Origin of the sequence: Halomarina oriensis, from assembly GCF_009791395.1 — an archaeon.
GTDB classification, from domain to species: Archaea; Halobacteriota; Halobacteria; order Halobacteriales; family Haloarculaceae; genus Halomarina; species Halomarina oriensis.
Window position 1 is genome coordinate 68,282 of record NZ_WSZK01000026.1, and the last position, 20,210, is coordinate 88,491.

Here is a 20,210-nt window from a genome sequence, read left to right on the forward strand (position 1 = left end):
GACCGGCCGGGAGTCTCGCCGGGACTCAAGCCGAGTCGGTCGGTGACGGCACGGCCCCGACGCCGGGGAGGCGGCGACGCGCCACGTGGTTCGCCTTCCGGGCCGCCCCGGTGAGGTAGTGGGCGGCGCTCCGGTGGAGCGGTTGTCGACGACCCCGTGTCGCCGTCGCGCCGTCGTCGAGTGCGTCGAGGACGTCGCTCTCGTCGACGGCCGCCGTGGAGTCGGCGTCCTCGACGGTCACCTCGGTGTACGCCCGGCCGATGAACGGGGCGCGGTGGGCGTCGCTGGCGGCGACCGGCGTGAAGTCGTGGCGGGCGGCGAACCGTCTCGCGCGGCGGTTGCGGTAGCCGGTGAACACCCACGCGTTGTACACCTCGACCGCGTCACAGTCCTCGATGAACCGACGCCGGACGCCGTGGCGCGTCCGCTGGAACGGGTGGGGGACGACGGCGACCCCGCCCATCTCGCGGACGACGTCGACCGTCTCGTCGAGCGACCGGCGTGGCGGTGGGCGCTCTTCGACGCCGATAGCCAGCAGGTGGCCCTGTGCGGTCGACACCTCCACCCCCGGAATCCCCACGAGACCGTACTCCGGTGCGAGGTCCGCGGCGCGGAGCGACGCCTCGATGGTGTCGTGGTCGGTGACGACGATACCGTCCAACCCGACCGCCGCGGCCTGTTCGAGCAGGAGGTCGACGGGGTCGTGCCCGTCGTAGGAGGCCGCCGAGTGAACGTGCGGGTCGACCGTCACCGTCACTCCGTCGGACATTACCGTCCAGTTGTGGGTCCAGCGACAAAGAGCCTCGTCTTCCGTCGGGTCACGTGAGTGTGGAGTCCTCGCCGTAGCGCGCTCGAACCGCGTCGAGAAGTCGCCAGCAGACCGCCAGCACGACGGGGACGGCGGCGAGGAGCGCGAGCGCCTCCCACTCCGGGGCCGTGTCGCCGCCATCACCGATGACGAGGTCCGTCAGCGTGGTGACGCTCGGGACGAACAGGACGAACCCGCCCGCGAGCAGGAGCAGTCGCCGGCCACGCGTGTCCGAGACGACTCGTCGGTGGACCGTCTCCCCGCCCGTCCCCGTCGCGGCGACGAGGAGTCCGACACCGGCGAGCGCCAGCGGTACGGCCAGGGCGTCGGCGACAGGTGCGACCGTCTCGACCGTCGACGTGGACAACACGACCGCGACGAGTGCGCCGAGGAGCGTCACCCCACCTGCGGCGTAGACGGCGTACCGGTCGTCTCGGTAGGAGGGGGAGGGCGGCGGTACGGGTGACATATCGTGACATGGGGCCGTCCGGACCAAAGTCATTCCGGATAGCAACACTCTATTCGGTGGCCGCGTCACGGCCTGCAATGAGCTTCTTCGAGCGACTCGGCGAGCGCATCGACGCCGTCGACAGCGTCGTGAGCGTCGGCCTCGACCCCGACCCGAAGCGACTGCCCGACCACCTCGCGGACCACGACCTGCCGCGATGGGCGTTCAACCGCCGCATCATCGACGCGACCCACGAACACGCCGCGTGCTACAAGCCCAACCTCGCGTTCTACGAGGATTCCGATGGGTGGCGGGCGCTGCGTGAGACCGTCGCCTACGCGGAGGGCAAGGGGGTTCCGGTCCTGCTCGACGCCAAGCGTGCGGACATCGGGAACACCGCGCGGCAGTACGCGAAACTGCTGGACCGTCGAGGCAGCGACCCCGCACGAGGCAGCGGCCTCGCAGCCGACGCCATCACCGTCAACCCCTATCTCGGCCGGGACGCGCTCGAACCGTTCCTCTCGCGGGAGGACAAGGGCGTGTTCGTCCTCTGTCGCACCTCGAACCCCGGTGGGTCGGACTTCCAGAACCTCCTCGTGGGCAACGACAAACACCTCTACGAGTACGTCGCCCAGCGTGCCAGCGAGTGGAACGTGAACGGCAACGTCGGTCTCGTCGTCGGCGCGACGACGCCGGACGAACTCGAACGCGTCCGTGAACTCGTGCCGGACCTCCCGTTTCTCGTCCCCGGCGTCGGCGCACAGGGTGGGGACGCGGAGGCCGCCGTCGAGTTCGGCCTCGCCGGGGGAGTCGGCCTCGTCAACTCCTCGCGGGGGATCATCTTCGCGGGCGAGGGCGAGACGTTCGACAAGGCCGCGGGGCAGGCGGCGAAGCGACTCAAGGGCCGACTGAACCGCCACCGAGACTGAGCGCACTACCGCGGGCGGCGTGGCTCGTCGATGCGACGGCGTGAGGAAAGAAGCAGGCAGGTGAGCCTTCCATATCGTGCCCACGAACGGAATTGACCCCGCCTGCTTCGACTCGTCAGAGGCGAGGCTGTCACCTCACCGTTGCACCTAACTGTTTAGGCCAGCGGGGCGACCGCTCGCCGAGCGGGGGTCGGGTCGTGCGTGCGAGCGGGAGTCGGACTCAGAACTGCAGGGTGTCGTCGGCGTCGGGGCGGTCCGGTTCCCGCTCGGCGTCGTGTGGCTTCCCACCCATCTCGCGGATGCAGTCGGTACAGAGGCCCGTCTCCTCGTCGTAGTGGTCGGCACAGACGACGCTCCCACACCGAGTACAGCTATCGGCCGCCTCCGCCGAGCAGTGTTCACAGAGGCCAGTGACGCTCATAGCCGGGGCTTGTCGGTGGGGAGGATTAACGGCACGGCCTGCAGGGGCGGCGAGTGGCGAGGGGTTTAGGCGCTTCCGGCCGTTAGTTCGGCCGTGAACCGTGAACGGCTGGTGGCGGCGCTCGCGGCGACGTTCGCCGGGTTGGCCGTCCTCCTGACGCTCGTCGCCGTCGTCGCCGAACCGGTGGCGCTGTTCGTCGCCGCGCCGTTCGCCGTCGTCGCCTACTTGCTGTGGTACCAGGCGTCGGGGCGACTCGTCGAACGCGTCTACGCGAGCGTCGAGCAGCGAGCACGGGTCGACGAGCGGACACGCCAGCGACGCACCGCCCGCGGCCGGGCGGAGGCCGACGGTGGCCGAGGCGGGTTCGGGGCCGGCCCCCGCCGAACCGGCCAGACGCGCCGGGAGACGGCCGGCGGCCGACAGGCGCGGGAACGGCAGGCGGGGGGCCGGCGCGCGGGAGGTGGGCGTCGACAGCGCGGACGTCAGCGCCGTGCTCCGCGGACCGACACCGGACCGAGTACGGCCGAGGCGTACTCCATCCTGGACCTCGACCCGAGCGCGGACCAGTCGGCGGTCAGGAGCGCCTACCGCGAGCGAGTGAAGGAGACCCATCCGGACCGCGGCGGGAACGAGGAGGAGTTCAAGCGGGTCACTGCGGCGTACGAACGACTCTCGGAGTGAGAGCGCCCGAACGTTCGGTGTCGTACGATAACAGTCGACGAACGGTTACGTCTGCCGGCGTTAAGCCACCACGTACGCGAGTAACACCGCGAGAACTATATCGTGACCGATGAACCATGAGCTATGGCGACAGACCAGACGGTCGTCCGCTCACAGTTCGCTCACCTCACCGGATGTGAACGAGACCTCCGGTCGACCAACTACATCAGCACACGTCACGACGAACTCGGGGACGCGCGTTTCGACGTCACGAACCCCGTTCCACTGACGCTCTCCCACGCCGACTTCGTCGACACCGTCCGGACCGTCGCGGCACGGCACGGCCTCGCAGTCCACGAGACCGACGACCCGTACCACCTCGTCGTCGCCCTCCAGTGAGCGAGCGCGGGCCGTCCGACCGCGTCACGTCGACCCCGCATCTCGTGCGGCCAGGACGCCCGCCACGTCGCGTTCGACCGTCGGCGACTGCCAGCGGCCGTCGAGCGCCTCGACGATGGCGGTCACGTCGCCGTGTACTCCAGCTAGCGTCTCGACGGCCTCGACCCACTCCGTGAGGAGGTCGGCGTACCGTTCCAGTTCCCCGACGGCGTCGTCGCCGCCCGGTCCGAAGTGTCCGTACAGGTTCAGCGACGGCTCCAGCGCCCGAAGTCGCTCGCAGGTCTCGACGTTCGCGTCGAGGTCGAACGACGGTGGCGGTGTCGTCGGGTAGAGTCGCTCCTCGAAGAACTGCCCGGCGCTGTCGATGGCGAACAGGGCGTCGGTCGTCTCGTCGAAGACGGCGTAGTGGTGGGGTGCGTGGCCGGGCGCGTCGACGAACTCGAGGGTGTGATCGCCGCAGTCGAGCGTCTCGCCGCCCGAGACGGCGACTACCCGGTCCTCGGGGATCGGCTGTGGGACCCCGTAGGGGTCGGTCCGACCGGTCGCGGCGTCGACGCTCTCGCGGAGTCGCGCCAGTCGCTCGGGGTCGGTCAGGTAGCCGACGCCGCGTTCGTGGACGTAGACCGTCGCGTTCTCGCAGTGGTCGGCGAGTGCGCCCGCACCGCCGGCGTGGTCGAGGTGGACGTGGGTGACGAGGACGGCCGCGACGTCCGCGGGCGCGATGGCGAGTCGGTCGAGTGCTTCGGCGAACCGGTCGACGCTGTCGGCGGTCCCCGCGTCGACGAGGACCGGTCGCTCGGCGTCGAGGACGTACGCCGAGAGCGCGCCGGGCGTCCCGAAGAGGTGCGCGTCGAGCAGGTACGTGGCCGGCGCGACGCGGACCGGTCTGACGGGCGGCGTCATACCCGACGTTCGGAGAGCGGTGGCTTGATTCCGACGGGCGTCCACCCAACGCCATGACCCCACCACTGGCCGTCGACATCGACGGGACGCTCACCGACGGGACGGGCGCTATCGACCCGCGTGTCATGACGCCGCTGCGTGAGTGGCCCGACCCCGTCGTCGTCGCCACCGGGAAGGCCCTCCCCTACCCCGTCGCGCTCTGTCACTTCGTCGGTATCCCGACGCGCGTCGTCGCGGAGAACGGCGGCGCGGTCTACCTCGAAGACGACGACGCGTTGACGTTCGTCGGTGACCGTGAGGCCGCCCAGCGCGTCGTCGACGAGTACCGCGAACGGGGCTACGACCTGGGGTACGGCGACGTGGACTTCACGAACCGCTGGCGCGAGACCGAACTCGCGGTCAGTCTCGACCGGCCCGGCGAACCGTTGCGCGAACTCGCCGCCGCCGCGGGGATGCACGTCTTCGACACGGGCTACGCCTACCACGTGACGAGTCCCGGCGTCGACAAGGGCGCAGCCCTAGAGACGGTCTGTGACCGCCTCGGTCGGTCGCTCGACGAGTTCGCCATGGTCGGCGACTCGGAGAACGACGCCGCGGCGTTCGAGGTCGTCGGCGAGTCCTACGCCGTCGCCAACGCCGACGAGACGGCGAAGCGGGCGGCCGACCACGTCACCGAGGCGAGCTACGCCGACGGCTTCCTCGAAGCGCTGGAGGCCCTCCAGTCGCACCGACCGTGACCGGCGGGGAGCCCCCACGGTGAGCAGGTCGGTCGCGGCGCTCGCTCCCCTCGGGGCGGCCGTCCTGTGGGGCGTACTCTACGTCGTCAGCACGTGGGGGTTCGCCGTCGTCCCGCCGTTGACCCTCGCGTTCTTCCGGATGGTCGTGGGCGCGGCGGTCCTGCTGGTGGTCGTCCGCGTGAGCAAACCCCGGCGGACGTTCAGTCGGCGCGAGTGGCGGTCGTTCGCCGTCCTCGGTGGGTGGGTCGCCGTCTCCATCGCCACCCAGTACCTCGGGACCGCGCTGACGAGCGCCGGCCAGGGGTCGCTCGTGACGCTCCTGACACCCGTGTTCACCCTCGTGCTGGCCGTCACCGTCTTCGACGAGTCGCTCTCCCGACGTGGGGCGCTCGGGATGACGCTCGCCACCGTCGGAACCGTGGCCCTCGTCGTCGGTCGGTCGGGGGTCGACGCCGGCGGGAACCTCCTCGGGTCGGGGCTGCTCGTGGTCGCCGGCGGGACGTTCGCGGTCTACACGGTGTACGGCAAGCCGCTGATCAGGCGGTACTCCGCGCTGGAGGCGGCGACCTACGCGACGCTGACTTCGCTCCCGCTGTTCGGCGCGTTCGCGCTCGCGGAGTACCTGCTGCGACCGGCGGCGTTCGGGTTCGCCGTCACGGGGACGCTCGTGGCGGCCGTCGCCTACCTGGGTGCGTTCGGGACCGCCGCCGCCTGGTATCTCTGGTACAAGGGGATGGAGTACGTCGGGGCGGCGACCATCGCGGTGTTCTTCTTCGCACAACCGGTGGTCGGTGTCGCGCTGGGTGCCCTCGTCCTCGGCGAACCCGTCGGCGCACCGCTGTTCGTCGGCGGGACCGTCATGGCCGTCGGCATCTACCTCGCGAGTACCACCGACACCACGGTCGAGCGCGGGGAGACCGGGGCCGACGAGTCCTGACGGCACTACTGACAACCATTCACACCCGCGGGAAGCCTTTTCACGGGTGGCGGACTAGCGTCACTCGATGAGCCCCGACCGGGCCGTGTTGGAGCAGGCGCTCGAACGCGGCGAGCAGGAGGGTGGCAGCGTGGAGTTCAAAGAACGGCTCACGCGTGCCCTCCACCTCGCGGACGGACGGCTGGAAAGCCTCGCGGCGCAACTGCGCCACCGTGTCCTCTCCGGCGACGGCGAGGCCACGTACGTCGTCGGCGTCACCGACGACGGCGGCCTCGCCGGTATCGCGCCGGCGGCGTTCTCCGAGACGATGGACGTCCTCTCCTTGCTGGCCGAGGAGGCCGGCGCACACATCGACGAGGTGCAGACGTGGGGTGTCCCCGACGGGAGCGGCACCGAGGGCGGGAACGGCCTCGTCGGCGTCGCTACCATCCGCGAGGGGGCGATGCTCGACGTCGACGACGAGCACATCGTCGTCGGGACGGCGGGCCACGTCGACCACGGGAAGTCCACGCTGGTCGGGTCGCTCGTGACGGGCCAACCCGACGACGGCGAAGGGGGGACCCGGAGTTTCCTCGACGTCCAGCCCCACGAGGTCGAGCGCGGCCTGTCGGCGGACCTCTCGTACGGCGTCTACGGCTTCGACGAGGGCGACCCGGTCCGGATGGACAACCCCCACCGCAAGACCGACCGGGCACGTATCGTCGAGGAGGCCGACCGCCTCGTCTCGTTCGTCGACACCGTCGGTCACGAACCGTGGCTTCGCACCACGATTCGTGGCCTCGTCGGGCAGAAACTCGACTACGGCCTGCTCGTCGTCGCGGCCGACGACGGCCCGACGAAGACGACCCGCGAACACCTCGGCATCCTGTTGGCGACGGACCTGCCGACCATCGTCGCCATCACGAAGACGGACGTGGTCGACGACGCACGCGTCGAGGAGGTCGAACGCGAGGTCGAACGCCTGCTTCGCAACGCCGACCGGACGCCGCTCAGAATCGACCGCTACGGCGTCGAGACGGCCATCGAGGAGATCAGCGAACAGGTCGTCCCCGTCCTGCGGACCAGCGCGGTGACGATGGCGGGACTGCAGGAACTGGACGAACTGTTCGAGCGTCTGCCGAAGACGGCCGACGGCGCGGGCGACTTCTCGATGTACATCGACCGGACGTACAAGGTGGCGGGGGTCGGGGCAGTCGCCTCGGGCACCGTCCGGACCGGGACGGTGAGCGCCGGCGACGAACTCCTGCTCGGCCCGATGAACGACGGCACGTTCCGCGAGGTGGAGGTCCGGAGCATCGAGATGCACTACCACCGCGTCGACGAGGCGAAGGCCGGCCGCATCGTCGGTGTCGCGCTCAAGGGCGTCCGCGAGTCGGCGGTCGAACGCGGGATGGTGCTGTTGCCCCGCGACGCCGACCCACGGGCCGTCCGGGAGTTCGAGGCGGAGGTGATGGTGCTCAACCACCCGACGCGCATCCAGTCGGGCTACGAACCCGTCGTCCACGTCGAGACGGTGAGCGAGGCCGCCGAGTTCACCCCGGAGGGCGGCCACCTCCTGCCCGGCGACAGGGGGACGACGCGCGTCCGGTTCAAGTTCCGACCGTACTACGTCGAACCCGGCCAGCGGTTCGTCTTCCGTGAGGGCCAGTCGAAGGGCGTCGGCACCGTCACCGACGTGACGCCGGCCGAGTGACCAGCAGTCTATCACGGTAAACCGTGTCACGCTGAGCGATTTATGCCTCTGTAGCCCGTAGTTACTCCCATGTCAGCAGTCGGGAAACAGATAAAGGAGTACAACCGGACGCTCAGCGAGCGCCAGAAGGTCCGTGGCGGAGCGTTGCTCATCGCCGTCGGCACGCTCCTCATCACGCTCCTCGTCTTCACCGGGCTTCCAACCGCGCTACAGGTCCTCATCGGCCTGATGTCGGTCGCGCTCATCGTCGCCGGGACGCTCTCACTCGGCACGTCCGGCATCACGGGTCGCGCGGTCTGAGCCAGCGACCCGGCCGGGGCGTCGGTGTTCAGTCGTCCTCCACCGTCGGTGGCGTCCCCACGGACGTCTCCTCCGGGTGCTCGATTCGTCGCGCCCATCGCAGCAACGACTCCAGCGTCGGCGACGGCCGGTAGCGGACCGCCTCCGTCCCGGCGTCGACCGAGACGACGCCCGAGTCGACCAGTCGCGGGAGGTGTGCGTGTGTCAGCGTCGTTCGGGCGCGTCGGCGGTCGCCGTCCCCCTGTACCTCGGCGACGGCAGTCGTGAGCGCCTCCGACGAGACCGTACCCTCGTCTGCGAGTCGATACAGCATCGCCCGGCGCGGTCGAGCGGCGAGGAGGTCGAACGCCGTGTCGAGCGCCACGTCCCACTCGTCGTCGGTGTCGCCGTCGAACCCCTCGGGGGAGACGTCCCGAGAGTTCCCGCTCATCGCCGGCCTCGAACCGTGTCGTCGCTGCAGCGACCGACCGACGAGGTGCCGTCGTCTCGCGGGCCGTCGCGTTCGTGGTACCCGTTCACAGTATCCGCTGTTCGTCCGGGTCGGCATATACTCACCCACCGTCCCGCGGTTCAGGCCCCGTACCGCGTCCGCGCCGTGTCACACCGACCGGTCGGTCGTGCGGACCAGGTCGGGGAGCGCGTGGAGCGAGTCGAGTCGAGCGTCGGGGACCACCCCGTCGGCCGTACGCGGGCCGACGAGCACGGAGACGATACCGGTCGCGTTCGCGCCAGTCACGTCCGTCTCCGGGGAGTCACCGACGAACAGCGTCCGTTCTGCGGTCACGCCGAGCGCCGCCAGTGCGACCGCGAACGGCTCCGTCGCGGGTTTCGGTGGCGTCTCCTCGCCGGCACACACCACCACGTCGAACGCGTCGGGGCGGCCCAGTCCCGAGAGCTTCTCGTGTTGTGCGTCGCGTGGCCCGTTCGTGACGACGCCGAGCGGCAGGTCGCCGGCGAGCGTGTCGAGCGTCGACAGCGCCCCCGGCGTCGGGGTCACGTCGCGGTGGTCACGTTCGGCGGCGAACGTCCGGGCGAGCGACCGGCCGACGGCGGGGTCGTGACCGCGGTCCTCGCAGAGCGCGGCGAAGCATCGTTCGCGCAGGTCGGTCATCCCGTCGGCTTCCGCGGCGAACTCGTCGAACGCGTCGTAGTACGCCTCGACCGGGAACAGCGGGTCGAGACCCTCGCGCTCGAAGGCGACGGCGAGCACCTCGGCCGGCGACCGGCGGTACCGACAGAGCGTCCCGTCGAGGTCGAACAGGACGGCGCTCGTCGGGGGGTTCGTTCCGACCATCACTCGGTCGCCGGCGGGTCGTCGGTCGGTCGATAGCCGCCGTCGACGCGCTGGGCGAAGCCGAACTCGACGCTCCAGGCGAGCGCCCGGCCGGTGCGTTCGAGCCAGACGTCCTCCCAGTCCGTCCGGCGCGAGCGCTCCCAGTGCGGGACTCGCTCGCGGACCCGTTCGTAGGCGTCCTCGGGCGTGAGTGGCGTCTCGCCGTCGGCCGCGGCGGTGTCGAGGACGGCCAGCAGGTCGGCGACAGGGTGGACCCGTTCGCGGAACGCACGCGCCAGGTCGGTGTCGTCGAGGTCCGCACGCGTCTGGTAGTACTTCCCGTCGCTCTCGGCGACCGGTCCCAGCGCGCGGAGGAACGTCAGCCACTCCCTGGCCGCGTCGCGGGAGGCGATGGGGGTGTCCGCGACGAGGCGGGCACAGCAGTCGTCCTCGCTGCCCGGGACGAGCGGGACGGCCAGCGTCACCTCGCGGACGAACCGTAGCGAGCGCGGTTCGGGGACGACCTTGAACTTCACGACCCGTCGAGTCCGAACGAGTCCGCGAGCAGTGTCTCGTCGGTCTCGCCGTAGCTCGTCGCCTCGCCGCCGACCACGTCGACGCTGACCTGTGCGGGCGCGAAGACGCTCGTCGGCACGTCGTAGAAGTCCCAGTCGACGTCCTCGAACACCTCGGCGAACGACGTGCCGTACTCCTCGGCGGCCGTCGAGGCCACCTCGTCGAACCGGTCGAACGGCGAGTCACAGACGAGGTGCGCCCGACCACCGTAGGCCAGTGCGTCGTTCGTCCGTGCGAGCGCCACGCGTTCGTCCTCGGCGACGGGGGCGACGGGGGCGCTCGCGGTGATCGAGAGCAGGTCCATCGGGTCGTAGCCCAGTTCCGAGCAACGGAACGCCGCCAGTTCGCCGACCCGTGCGGCGGTGGCGACGCTGCCGGCGATGCTCGCGGTGGGGTAGACCGGCAGGAAGACGCTCCCCACGTCCACGTCCGCGAGGTCCGCGACGTGTTCGGCGACCGCTTCGGTCGGGTGTTCGTCGGCTTCGAGCGCGAGGATGGCGAACTCGAAGGCGTCGGCGTAGCCGACGCGCTGGAACTCCTCCTCCTCGGCGACGAGCGCACGGGCGGGACCGCTCCCGAGTGCCTCGTAGCCGTCGACACTGACCTCCCAGCCGGCTTTCTGCGAGCAGAGCAGGCCGAGCGCCGGTTGGTCGGTCGAGACGTCGACGTACGTCCGGGGGGTGCCCGCGAGGTCGCCCAGTCGGGCGGACATCGTCGCCAGCCCCGCGGACTGTATCTCGGCGAGCAGTAGCCCCGCTTCGACGCCGCCGATGGCGTCGAGACCGAAGTCGAGGACCGTCGCGCCGTTGTCGAGTTCGTAGGCGTCGACGGCGAGTTCGTCGCCGAACTCGATGGCCTCGTCGACGAGTTCGAGCGCCATCCGATTGAGACTCTCCATAGGCGCGTCTGGGTCGGTTTCGGCTAAAGGGTTTGTCAGTCTACCGTGGGTCGCAGTTCGATACGATAACGTGGACGATACGGTCGACACGGCCTCGAAAGCCCTCACCTGATTCGTCGCTGGAGATGGCGTCCCGAAAGCCCTCGGTGGGACGACTCGTGCGGCCCACTGCGCGCTTCGCTCGCTCCCGCTGGTCGTTCGCTGCAGTGCTTGTCGTGCCGTGCTTCGTCCTTCCACCTCGCCCTTTCAGTCCGCCGAGGACTGTCAGCACCGAACCTACCTGTCCCGTCGGCCGCCCACGAGCGCGCGGCCAGCCGTCAGCTCGGCCGAGGTCAGAACTCCGTCACCTTCGACTGGATGCGCCCGTCGTCGATGCCCTGCCGGGCGGCGTCGGCGTCCTCGAAGTAGCGCGCGAGTTCCCGGAGGCTCACCTCCTCGCTCGACTGGAGGAAGGCGAGTTCGGTCAGCGACAGCGACTCCCCACGGTCGAGTTTCCGCCGGAGTTCGGGCACCGTCAACGAGTGGTAGGTCACGTCGAGGTCGACGCTCGCCGCGCGGTCCTCGCTCGCCTCGGCGACGTTGACGGCCTCACGAAGCACGTCCTCGAAGTCGAGGTCCGTGTCGCCGACCGCTCGGTAGACGAACGCCAGCGCCGAGACCAGCGCGTCGTGGGCCGCCGTCCCCTCCATCGACCCGAAGCGCTTCTCGAAGACGAGCGTTCGGTCGCGTTCGGAGAGCCGTTCGACCAGCAGTTCGAAGTCCAACACTCCGTCGTACACCCGGTCACGGATGCGTGCACGGGCGTTGCGCTCGGACTGTACACTCGACAGGTCCGCCTCGCCACGCAGGAACGCGCGGTCGGCCGAACTGAGGAGTCCACGGTCGCGGTCGTCGCCGTTCATACCCGAAATCAGAGTATAGTGTGCGTTTCAGGTAGGTAAACATACCGCATTTCGAGTTATCTATCGGGAAGCCGACGTAGCGTTTATCACTCACGTCGAGAACCGACGGGACGTACTCATGACAGACGCCACGCTCGCCGCCCCGCCCGAGGAGACGCCACTCCACGTCGTCGTCCCCGCATCGACCCTCCGGACCGTCGTCGACGTCCTCGGTGCGCTCGTCGAGGAGTGTCGCATGCGGTTCGACGCCGACGGCGTCCACGTCGCCGCGATGGACCCGGCGACCGTCGCTTCGGTGTCGCTCGACCTCTCTCCGGCGGCGTTCGAGTCCTACGACGTCGAGGAACGGACGCTCGGCGTCCCGCTCGAACGACTCGACGACGTGCTCTCGATGGCGAGCGGCGACGACCCCGTACAGTTGGCGCTCGACCCCGAAACTCGACGGCTGACCGTCGCCGTCGCCGGACTGGACTACACGATGGCGCTCGTGGACCCCGAGGCGATTCGCTCGCCGCCGGACCTGGCGGAGATGGAGTTCGAGTACACCGCGGCGGTGACGCTCGAGTCGACGGCGCTCTCGCGGTCGGTCCGGGCCGCCGACATGGTGTCGAGCCACGCCACCGTCGGGGTGGACGCAGACGACGAGGCGTTCGTCGTCAGCGCGAGCGGCGACACCGACGACGTGCGACACCGACTCGCGGGCGACGACCTGCTCGATATCGACGCGGGCGAGGCCGAGTCGCTGTTCTCGGTGGACTACCTGACCGCGCTGGAACGACCGATTCCGAGCGGGAGCGAGGTGACGCTGGAACTGGGAATGGAGATACCGATGGCGCTGTCGTTCGAGATCGCGGCGGGGGCGGGGCAGGTGGAGTACGCGCTGTCGCCGCGTATCGCTCGGTGAGACCCCCGTTCTGTCGGGGCCATCCCGACGACGACTGCGGGATTTTATACGCCGCCTCACGCCATAGGGCGTATGCAGACGCACATCGTCCCGGTCGGGTTCGACTACGACCGGCTCATCGCTCCGCTCGTCAGAGATCAACTCGACGTGGACCGCGTCATCCTGCTGGAGGGCGCGGTGGGGAGCGAGGCCAACGTCGAGTACTCCCGGAACCTCGCCACCAAACTGGAGAAGGACTTCTCGAACCTCCTCGGTGCGCAGACCGAGCGGTTCGTCATCGAGGACGTCTACGACTACGACACGGCCTTCGAGCAGGCGTACGACCTCATCAACGCGGAGTTAGACCGCGAGTCGCGCGAGGACGGCGAGGTGTGGGTCAACGTCTCCTCGATGCCCCGCACCGTCTCGTTCGCGTTCGCCACCGCCGCCCACTCCATCATGGTCGAGCGACAGGGCGACCGTGAGCGCATCCGCACGTACTACACGGTGCCCGAGAAGTACCTGGAGACGGAACTCGCCGAGGAGTTGCGGCTGGGTCTGGACCTGCTCACCGACGTCCGGGACTCCTCGGTCGAGGAAGAACGCATCAGCGAGTGGCTCGGGGACGCCCGCGAACTGCTCGCGGAGTTCGACGAGCGCGGGACGACCATCGGCGCGAAGGAGGTCGAAGGGAGCCACGTCGTCGAACTGCCCGTCGCCTCGTTCTCGAACGTCAAGCCGTTCGAGGAGCTCATCATGTTCACGCTCGGCGAACACGGCGAGTTCGCCTCCGTCTCCGAACTCGCGCAGACGCTCGCCCGCGACCTGGGCGAGGAGTACACCGACTCCTTCCGGTCGAAGGTCATCTACAACGTCGACCGCCTCGGACCGGGCGGGAAGGGCTACATCGAACAGGAAGAACAGGGCAAATCCTACCGGACACGACTCTCGCGTATCGGAGAGCTGTGGGTCCGCTCACACGCCGACGGCGACCCCGACGCGCTGGTCTAAGCGGGAGCGCTACTCGTGCTCACCGAGCGCGTACAGTAGCCCGTCACGAGTCCCGACGAACACCCGCCCGTCGCTCGGAACGGGCGAGGACGCGACGGGCGCGTCGACCTGCACACGCCACTGTGCAGGTCCGTCGCGCCAGTGCAGCGACAGTCGTCCGTCGAAGTCGACGGCGTAGATGCCGTCGTCACCGACCGACGGCGAACACCGGTAGGGGCCGTCGCCGGCGGCCCACAGTCGCTCGCCCGTCGCGGCGTCGAGTGCGACCAATCCCGACGATTCGGCGCTCGTGGGGACGTACAGCCGCTCCTGTGCGAGCGCTGGCGACGCGGAGACGCGGGTCTCGCCGTCCGGTGTGAACGTCCAGACGGCGTCACCCGTGGCTGTGTCGAACGCACGGAGCGACCCGTCCCGTGGGACGTAGACGAGACCCTCCCCGAGCACGACCGGTACGTCCGGCCCTCCCTCACCGAGTCGTCGGGACCAGAGTTCACTGCCGTCCCTCGCGTCGAGTGCGAGGAGCGCGGTGGCGCTATCCCGGCCGTCCGTCGCCACGTAGACCGCCTCGCCGTCGGTCGCGGGTGCGCCCTCTACGGATCCGGTCGTCGTCCACCGAATCTCGCCCGTCGCCGTCTCCAGCGCGACCACATCCGTCGCGAGCGTCCCCGAATCGGCGACTCCGCCGAGCAGAACCACCTCGTCGTGGAGCGTGAGCGACGTGTCGGCGTCGATCGTCGTCTCCCACCGCCGGAAGTCGAATCGACGACCGAGCGCCGACCGGCCGCCGTCGCGGGCGACCGCCCGAATCGGGTCCCCGGGAACGAGCAGGTCGCCCGCGACGGCAGGCGTGTGCCGGGTGTAGGAGTCCCCTGCCCGCCAGTCGACGTCGCCGGAAGCCGAATCGAGTGCGGCGACCCCGTCGTCGACGGTGTAGACGGCGTCGGTGACCACGGGTTCGAGCATGTCGTACCACGGGCCGCCGAGGTGGACCCACTCGACGTCGGGGTCGTCGACCGGACCGGTCGCGTCGAGGTTCGCACCGGTGTTGGCGGCGTCGGCGCGGAACTGCGGCCAGTCCTCGCTGGTGTCGCGGCCGGCCGAACCGTCGGCCAGCGTGCCGGCACAGCCGGCGAGCGCCGTCGCGCCACCGAGCGTCATCACGGCGAGTACGTCACGTCTAGAGGGCATCTGCCCGACAGTTCGTGTCCGTCGACAAGTACGTTGTGACCGTGGTCGGGCGGCCGAGTCAGTGCGTACGCTGCCGGGATTCGAGTTTCTTCACCCGCGTCGCTAGCGCGACGAACAGGGGGATGACGGTCAACACGACCGCCCCCGCCGCCGCTATCTGGAGGTTCGTCACGGAGCCGTCGAGGAACCACGGCTCGTAGCGGAAGACGGGGATGGTCGTGTGCGTGAGGACGCCCGTCGGGTTGTAGAAGTAATCCAGTGTGAGGTCGACGGTGTACCAGAGCGTCGCGGCCGCCACCGCCTTCACCGGGAAGTCGGCGATACGGTGGAGGACGAACGCCTGGACGACCATCGCACAGTGACTCCAGAACAGGAAGTTGTACATCGGCCACCAGACGTCCCACGCCGGGAAGAACGCGAGCAGGACGTAGGGGGTCCACGCGCCGAGTTTGATACAGCCAAAGAGCGCGAACGCGTTGGCGTACTCGTTCGTTCGGCCGAGCGCCCACAGGCCGAGTGCGAGCGCGATGAACAGCGTCCCCATCGGCGAGTCGGGGACGAACGGCCACATCACGACGGGCGTGGCGGCGAACTGCTGGCTGTAGTAGTAGAAGCCGAACGCCGTCCCCGCGAGGTTGATGACGACGACCAGCCAGACGAGTCGGTAGCCGATATCCTCGAGGAGTTCCGGGAGCGGCGCGAGGTAGCGCGGAAGGTCGTCGCGCGGCGGGAGCGACCCGTCGCGGACGAACGCGAGGAACTGCCGGTAGGCACGCGTGAGACGGGTCCCCAGCGCGTCGGCGAAGGACATAGACGTGGGTCGGAGGCGGCGAGCAAAACAGTGCTGGTCCCGTCCCTTTCGGGCGTTCCGGGCCGGAAGGACACGGGTTAAGTGCGTCCCGTTCCGAGGATTCGTATGAGCGAGGCGACCGACATCGAGGACCTGAAGCGAGGCACCGACCTCGTCAAGCGCGGCTTCGCGAAGATGCAGAAAGGCGGCGTCATCATGGACGTGGTGACCCGAGAGCAGGCCCGCATCGCCGAGGACTGCGGTGCGGTCGCCGTCATGAGCCTCGAAGCGGTGCCCGCCGACATCCGCAAGCGCGGCGGCGTCGCCCGGATGGCCGACCCGGCACTGCTCGAGAACATCATCGACGAGGTCTCCATCCCCGTGATGGGCAAGGCCCGCATCGGTCACTCCGTCGAGGCCCAGATTCTCGAAGCGACGGGCGCGGACATGGTCGACGAGAGCGAGGTGCTCACGACGGCCGACGAGCGCTACCACATCGACAAGCGCGACTTCACCGCCCCGTTCGTCTGTGGTGCCCGGAACCTCGGTGAGGCGCTCCGGCGCATCGACGAGGGTGCGGCGATGATTCGCACGAAGGGCGAGGCCGGCACGGGCGACGTCAACCAGGCCGTCACCCACCAGCGCAACATCCAGCGTGCCATTCGACAGCTCTCGGGGATGGCCTACGAGGAGCGCGACGAGTGGGCACGGAAGAACGAGGCCCCGCGTGACCTCGTCCACGAGACCGCAGAGCGTGGTCGGCTCCCGGTCGTCAACTTCGCGGCCGGTGGCATCGCCACCCCCGCGGACGCGGCACTGATGATGCAACTCGGCTGTGACGGCATCTTCGTCGGGTCGGGCATCTTCGGCGCGGAGGACCCCGAGGCAATGGGCACCGCCGTCGTCGAGGCGGTCAACAACTACGACGACCCGGAGCGACTGAAGGACATCGCGAAGGGCATCGGCAAGGGCATGAAAGGGCAGGCCAACGAGACGATGCCCGAAGAGGAGAAACTGCAGGGCCGCGGCGTCTGAACCGGTCGCCCCCGACGACCCCGAACGGTCCGAACCGCCTCGGCCGAACCACCCTCTGTCTCTCGCGTGGCAGGCGTCAGTCTCGGCTGCCCACGCTCCAGACGACGAGTCCGACGACGACAGTGAGGAGCAGAGAACGAGGACGAAGAGAGCGAGGAAGACGGTCGAACGGCGCGTCGGGTCGCGTCAGTCCGTGGATTCGGCTTCCGCTTCCTCCCGGTCGTCGCCGTCGTCGTTGCGTGCTTCGATCATCTCGTCGAGCGGGTTGTCGTCGATGTCGATGGGGAGGTTGACGCGGCCGCGGCGGCGGGAGGACTCCCACGACGCGTAGACCAGTTCGGTGCCGGCGAGCGCGTTGCGCCCCGAGATTTCCGGCTCACGCTCCTCGTCGAGCGCGGTCACCACCTCTTCGATGGCACGCTCGTAGAACGTCGTCTTGTCGAACGTGCGGTCGGAGAGGACCGGAAGCTTCTGGACGACCTTCCGCGCACCGGCGCGAGGGAGGCTGTAGGCCGGGCCGTGGATGGAGTCGTCCGTCTTGACGGTCTTCCACTTCCCGCCGTCTCTGCGGTAGCGGAGCGCGGGACCGTCGTCGACGCCGATCTCGATGACGCCGGACTCGCCGACGAGGCGGAAGTACGCACCGACCATGTCCATGCCGTCGCCGGTGGCGGCGAGGCCGTAGACGCCGTTCTCGTACCTCCACTGTGAGAAGCCGTGGTTCTCGTTGTGCGTGCCGAACCAGACGTTCTCCTCACTGAAATCGATGCCCGCGAGCACCCAGTCGACGTCGGCGTCGTCGGTGTAGTACCGACAGAGGTCGAAGGTGTGGACGCCGGCGTCGAAGAGGTTGTCCTCGGACCACTCGACGCGGACGAGGTCACCGACGGTGCCGTCGTCGAGCAGTTCCTTCGCTTTGCGGAACGGACTCCCGAAGCGACGCTGGTTGTCGATGGTCAACTGGACGTTGTGGCGCTCGCAGGTCTCGACCATCCGTTTGCAGTCGGCCCACGTCGTCGCCATGGGCTTCTCGCAGTGGATGGCCTGTAACTCGCCGCTCTCGGCCGCGCCGACGACGATGTCGGCGTGGTAGGCGGCGGGCACACAGACGGAGACGACGTCGAGGTCCTCCTCTTCGAGCATCTCCTGGTAGTCCTCGTAGACGCTCGTCTGTGCGATGTCGTGGTGGTCGGCGAACGCCCGAGCGTTCTCGGGCACGATGTCGGCACAGGCCACGAGGTCACAGTCGTCGAGTCGGAGGTAGCCCGGCGCGTGGCGATAGGCCATGGCGTAGCCGGTCCGATCCTTCTTGTTCGGGTCGGCACCGGTGCCGATGATAGCGACGCGGTATCCCATACCCGAGGTGGGGCGTGGAGTGGCCATGAGTATTCGGCGGCTACCCCTACCGCCGGGAGAGTTAGCAGGTCGTTTCGCCGGTCATCGGGCCCCCCGAGCGTACGCTCGGACGGTCCGGTCCGCGATGCCGTTCCAGTCGAGCGTGGTCACCAGTTCGCGGTTCGCGCGGCCGACGGCGTCGACGTCGGCGTCCTCGTCGAGGGCGGTACACAGCGACTGTCGAAGCCCGCCGGGGTTCGAGGGCTGGTAGCCGAGCGGGTCGTCAGCGTCGATGAGTTCGGCGACACAGCCCGCACGGGGAGCGACGAGCGCGCGCCCGAACGACATGGCGAGGATGGCCGTCCCCGACGTGAGCACCTCCTCGAACGGGAGGACGACGGCGTCCGCGGCGTTCATGTACTGCTGTATCTCCCCGTCGGGGACGAACTGCAGGACGCAGGCGACCCGGTCGTCCCGTTCACAGAGCGTTCGGACCTCGGTCGCCAGCTCCTCGCTCATCGGGTTTCCGACGACGAGCAGCCGTGCGTCGGGGTCGTCGATGGACGAGAACGTACGGACGAGGTTCGGGACGTTCTTGTACGACCGGATGAGCCCGAAGTAGAGGAACACGGTCTGGTCGTCGTCGTATCCGAGCGACTCACGGGCAGTCTCACGGCTCACCTCGTTGGGGTAGCTGTCGATGTAGTGGCCGTGCGGGACGACTTCGATTCGCTCGGCCGTCGCCGCGGGGAGTCGGTAGGTATCGACGACGAGGTCACGGGCGCTCTCACAGTGGACGATGATGCGGTCACAGAGCTGTGCGGCGAGTCGCCGGACCGCCAGTTCGAGGCGGGGCGTCCGACGACTGTGCTCGACGAGGTTGTGGACCGTCCAGACCAGTTCGACACCGAGGGCTCGGAGGACGAGAAGCTCGAACAGCAGCCGAAACGCGAGAACGGCGGTCAGCAGCGACGACCCGGTGACGAAGTGACGATGCAGCCAGTTGACGTGGAAGATGTCGGGGCGACCGTGTGTACGGACCGCGCCGAGCAGTGGGAGGACTCGGTCCGCACCGACCATCCGAACGTCGTAACCGCGCTCCGTGACGGCGTCACGAAGGTGTCGCTGGTAAGCGTTGCTCTCCGAGTAGTCCGGATACATGAAGACGGTCGGTCGGTCGGACGATGGAGATGGCGGAGACACTCGTCTGTGTGTCGGATAGCGAGAGTATTAATGTTTAACCACATCGCAATCTGTGGAACCACCGGACGGGAGTCTTACCGTGCCGCCCTCCCCGAATACCTTCTCCAACAGAACACTGTCACGGGGGGCTAGTTAAGGGCCGCTAAGTTAAGCCCGCCCGCGGTGTTTTGGGGACATACACGCCCTCGATTATGGAGACTGACGACATCACCTTCGTCGCCGTCGTAGCGCTGGGTGTCCTCCTGCTCGTGGTTCCGCTCGCGTACTTCGGCATCACCCTGTTCGGTGACATCGTCGATATCAACGGCGCGGGACCGGCGGAGCAGAACGACACGAACGGCACCCTCGTCACGGACGGTAGCGGCTCGACCGTGACGACGCCGGGCAGTACCGCCACCGATACACCCGCGGGAGAACAGACCGAGGAGACCGACCCGCCGGCGACGGACCAGCCGACGGATCCACCAGCGACGGACGCTCCCGACCCGACCAAGGAGCCGACCGAAGAACCCGAGCCCACGGAGGAGCCGGAACCGAACGACCCGGAACCGACAGAAGAGCCGAACGACCCGGAACCGACCGAGGAACCCGAACCCACGGAGGAACCGGACCCGACCCCCGAGCCGACGCCGGAGCCCACGGAAGCGCCGACCCCCCGAGCCGACGCCGGAGCCCACGGAAGCACCGACCCCCGAGCCGACGCCGGACCCGACCGCAGACGCCCGCGCCGACGACACAACCACCACAGACTCCCGACCCACCGGAGAACACGACCGAACCGCCACAGACCTCCGAACCGACGCAGACGACCGAACCGCCACAGACGTCCACTGGACCGCCGCAGACCACGTCGGAACCGACACCCGAACCAACACCCGAAC

23 protein-coding genes and 1 pseudogene are annotated in these 20,210 nt (G+C 68.9%); 11 read left to right on the forward strand and 13 right to left on the reverse strand.

Annotated features, from left to right (window positions below; translation table 11 throughout):
• Nucleotides 1-25 precede the first annotated feature (25 nt).
• Both GQS65_RS15140 and GQS65_RS15145 read right to left on the reverse strand, forming a co-directional pair.
• Nucleotides 26-769, reverse strand: coding sequence for a CehA/McbA family metallohydrolase (locus GQS65_RS15140; protein WP_158205468.1), 744 nt, complete (start codon nt 767-769; stop codon nt 26-28).
• A gap of 49 nt (nt 770-818) precedes the next feature.
• Entirely contained in the window at nt 819-1,277 is a 459-nt protein-coding gene (locus GQS65_RS15145) for a hypothetical protein (RefSeq protein ID WP_158205469.1), read from the reverse strand.
• Between the two features lie 77 nt (nt 1,278-1,354).
• Here GQS65_RS15145 and pyrF point away from each other — a divergent pair, with 77 nt between their 5' ends.
• A complete protein-coding gene (gene pyrF / locus GQS65_RS15150) occupies nt 1,355-2,185 on the forward strand; it encodes an orotidine-5'-phosphate decarboxylase (RefSeq protein WP_158205470.1) in 831 nt (276 codons plus the stop codon).
• 220 nt (nt 2,186-2,405) lie between these two features.
• Here pyrF and GQS65_RS15155 read toward each other — a convergent pair whose 3' ends face one another.
• Nucleotides 2,406-2,606, reverse strand: coding sequence for a hypothetical protein (locus GQS65_RS15155; protein WP_158205471.1), 201 nt, complete (start codon nt 2,604-2,606; stop codon nt 2,406-2,408).
• A gap of 93 nt (nt 2,607-2,699) precedes the next feature.
• Here GQS65_RS15155 and GQS65_RS15160 point away from each other — a divergent pair, with 93 nt between their 5' ends.
• Complete coding sequence (locus GQS65_RS15160) at nt 2,700-3,287, forward strand: DnaJ domain-containing protein (RefSeq protein WP_368280264.1); 588 nt, start codon at nt 2,700-2,702, stop codon at nt 3,285-3,287.
• A gap of 123 nt (nt 3,288-3,410) precedes the next feature.
• Nucleotides 3,411-3,665: a hypothetical protein gene (locus GQS65_RS15165; RefSeq protein ID WP_158205472.1), complete on the forward strand. Its 255-nt coding sequence runs from the start codon at nt 3,411-3,413 to the stop codon at nt 3,663-3,665.
• Between the two features lie 24 nt (nt 3,666-3,689).
• Here GQS65_RS15165 and GQS65_RS15170 read toward each other — a convergent pair whose 3' ends face one another.
• Nucleotides 3,690-4,568: an MBL fold metallo-hydrolase gene (locus GQS65_RS15170; RefSeq protein WP_158205473.1), complete on the reverse strand. Its 879-nt coding sequence runs from the start codon at nt 4,566-4,568 to the stop codon at nt 3,690-3,692.
• Nucleotides 4,569-4,621: 53 nt separating this feature from the next.
• On the opposite strand from GQS65_RS15170, the gene GQS65_RS15175 reads away from it, so the two are divergent.
• The 4 genes from GQS65_RS15175 (at nt 4,622) to GQS65_RS15190 (ending at nt 8,235) form a co-directional block, all read left to right on the forward strand.
• Entirely contained in the window at nt 4,622-5,305 is a 684-nt protein-coding gene (locus GQS65_RS15175; RefSeq protein WP_158205474.1) for a phosphoglycolate phosphatase, read from the forward strand.
• A gap of 19 nt (nt 5,306-5,324) precedes the next feature.
• Entirely contained in the window at nt 5,325-6,242 is a 918-nt protein-coding gene (locus GQS65_RS22155) for an EamA family transporter (RefSeq protein ID WP_368280265.1), read from the forward strand.
• A 67-nt stretch (nt 6,243-6,309) separates the two neighbouring features.
• Nucleotides 6,310-7,935 (forward strand): GTPBP1 family GTP-binding protein, encoded by a 1,626-nt coding sequence (locus GQS65_RS15185; RefSeq protein ID WP_158205475.1) that lies wholly within the window; start codon nt 6,310-6,312, stop codon nt 7,933-7,935.
• Between the two features lie 69 nt (nt 7,936-8,004).
• Nucleotides 8,005-8,235: a hypothetical protein gene (locus GQS65_RS15190; RefSeq protein WP_158205476.1), complete on the forward strand. Its 231-nt coding sequence runs from the start codon at nt 8,005-8,007 to the stop codon at nt 8,233-8,235.
• A 28-nt stretch (nt 8,236-8,263) separates the two neighbouring features.
• Here GQS65_RS15190 and GQS65_RS15195 read toward each other — a convergent pair whose 3' ends face one another.
• From GQS65_RS15195 to GQS65_RS15215, 5 genes are all read right to left on the reverse strand, one after another.
• A complete protein-coding gene (locus GQS65_RS15195; RefSeq protein WP_158205477.1) occupies nt 8,264-8,665 on the reverse strand; it encodes a DUF7344 domain-containing protein in 402 nt (133 codons plus the stop codon).
• A 168-nt stretch (nt 8,666-8,833) separates the two neighbouring features.
• Nucleotides 8,834-9,529, reverse strand: coding sequence for an HAD family hydrolase (locus GQS65_RS15200; protein ID WP_158205478.1), 696 nt, complete (start codon nt 9,527-9,529; stop codon nt 8,834-8,836).
• Nucleotides 9,529-10,044, reverse strand: a complete 516-nt coding sequence (locus GQS65_RS15205) for a hypothetical protein (RefSeq protein WP_368280266.1) — start codon at nt 10,042-10,044, stop codon at nt 9,529-9,531. Before GQS65_RS15205 ends, GQS65_RS15200 begins: the two co-directional genes overlap by 1 nt.
• On the reverse strand, nt 10,041-10,982 hold the full coding sequence (gene mch / locus GQS65_RS15210) for a methenyltetrahydromethanopterin cyclohydrolase (RefSeq protein ID WP_158205479.1): 942 nt from the start codon (nt 10,980-10,982) through the stop codon (nt 10,041-10,043). Before mch ends, GQS65_RS15205 begins: the two co-directional genes overlap by 4 nt.
• Before the next feature lie 332 nt (nt 10,983-11,314).
• Entirely contained in the window at nt 11,315-11,884 is a 570-nt protein-coding gene (locus tag GQS65_RS15215) for a hypothetical protein (RefSeq protein WP_158205480.1), read from the reverse strand.
• 118 nt (nt 11,885-12,002) lie between these two features.
• Between GQS65_RS15215 and GQS65_RS15220 the strand changes: the two genes are divergently transcribed.
• Both GQS65_RS15220 and GQS65_RS15225 read left to right on the forward strand, forming a co-directional pair.
• Nucleotides 12,003-12,788 carry a DNA polymerase sliding clamp gene (locus tag GQS65_RS15220; protein ID WP_158205481.1) on the forward strand — a complete coding sequence of 262 codons (786 nt, stop codon included), beginning with the start codon at nt 12,003-12,005 and terminating at the stop codon, nt 12,786-12,788.
• Nucleotides 12,789-12,860: 72 nt separating this feature from the next.
• A complete protein-coding gene (locus GQS65_RS15225) occupies nt 12,861-13,778 on the forward strand; it encodes an HFX_2341 family transcriptional regulator (protein WP_158205482.1) in 918 nt (305 codons plus the stop codon).
• Nucleotides 13,779-13,787: 9 nt separating this feature from the next.
• Here the strand turns inward: GQS65_RS15225 and GQS65_RS15230 are convergent, their stop codons facing one another.
• Both GQS65_RS15230 and GQS65_RS15235 read right to left on the reverse strand, forming a co-directional pair.
• Complete coding sequence (locus tag GQS65_RS15230) at nt 13,788-14,966, reverse strand: outer membrane protein assembly factor BamB family protein (RefSeq protein ID WP_158205495.1); 1,179 nt, start codon at nt 14,964-14,966, stop codon at nt 13,788-13,790.
• A 58-nt stretch (nt 14,967-15,024) separates the two neighbouring features.
• Nucleotides 15,025-15,777 carry a DUF1405 domain-containing protein gene (locus tag GQS65_RS15235; RefSeq protein WP_158205483.1) on the reverse strand — a complete coding sequence of 251 codons (753 nt, stop codon included), beginning with the start codon at nt 15,775-15,777 and terminating at the stop codon, nt 15,025-15,027.
• A gap of 105 nt (nt 15,778-15,882) precedes the next feature.
• Here GQS65_RS15235 and pdxS point away from each other — a divergent pair, with 105 nt between their 5' ends.
• The gene (gene pdxS / locus GQS65_RS15240; protein WP_158205484.1) at nt 15,883-16,791 is read left to right on the forward strand and encodes a pyridoxal 5'-phosphate synthase lyase subunit PdxS; all 909 of its coding nucleotides are present in this window, start codon (nt 15,883-15,885) and stop codon (nt 16,789-16,791) included.
• 186 nt (nt 16,792-16,977) lie between these two features.
• On the opposite strand, the gene GQS65_RS15245 is transcribed toward pdxS, so the two are convergent.
• Both GQS65_RS15245 and GQS65_RS15250 read right to left on the reverse strand, forming a co-directional pair.
• Nucleotides 16,978-18,147, reverse strand: a complete 1,170-nt coding sequence (locus GQS65_RS15245) for a Gfo/Idh/MocA family protein (protein WP_158205485.1) — start codon at nt 18,145-18,147, stop codon at nt 16,978-16,980.
• An 81-nt stretch (nt 18,148-18,228) separates the two neighbouring features.
• Nucleotides 18,229-19,329: a glycosyltransferase gene (locus tag GQS65_RS15250; RefSeq protein ID WP_199268482.1), complete on the reverse strand. Its 1,101-nt coding sequence runs from the start codon at nt 19,327-19,329 to the stop codon at nt 18,229-18,231.
• A 191-nt stretch (nt 19,330-19,520) separates the two neighbouring features.
• Between GQS65_RS15250 and GQS65_RS21700 the strand changes: the two are divergent.
• A pseudogene (locus tag GQS65_RS21700) lies at nt 19,521-20,210 on the forward strand (hypothetical protein); the annotation flags it as partial.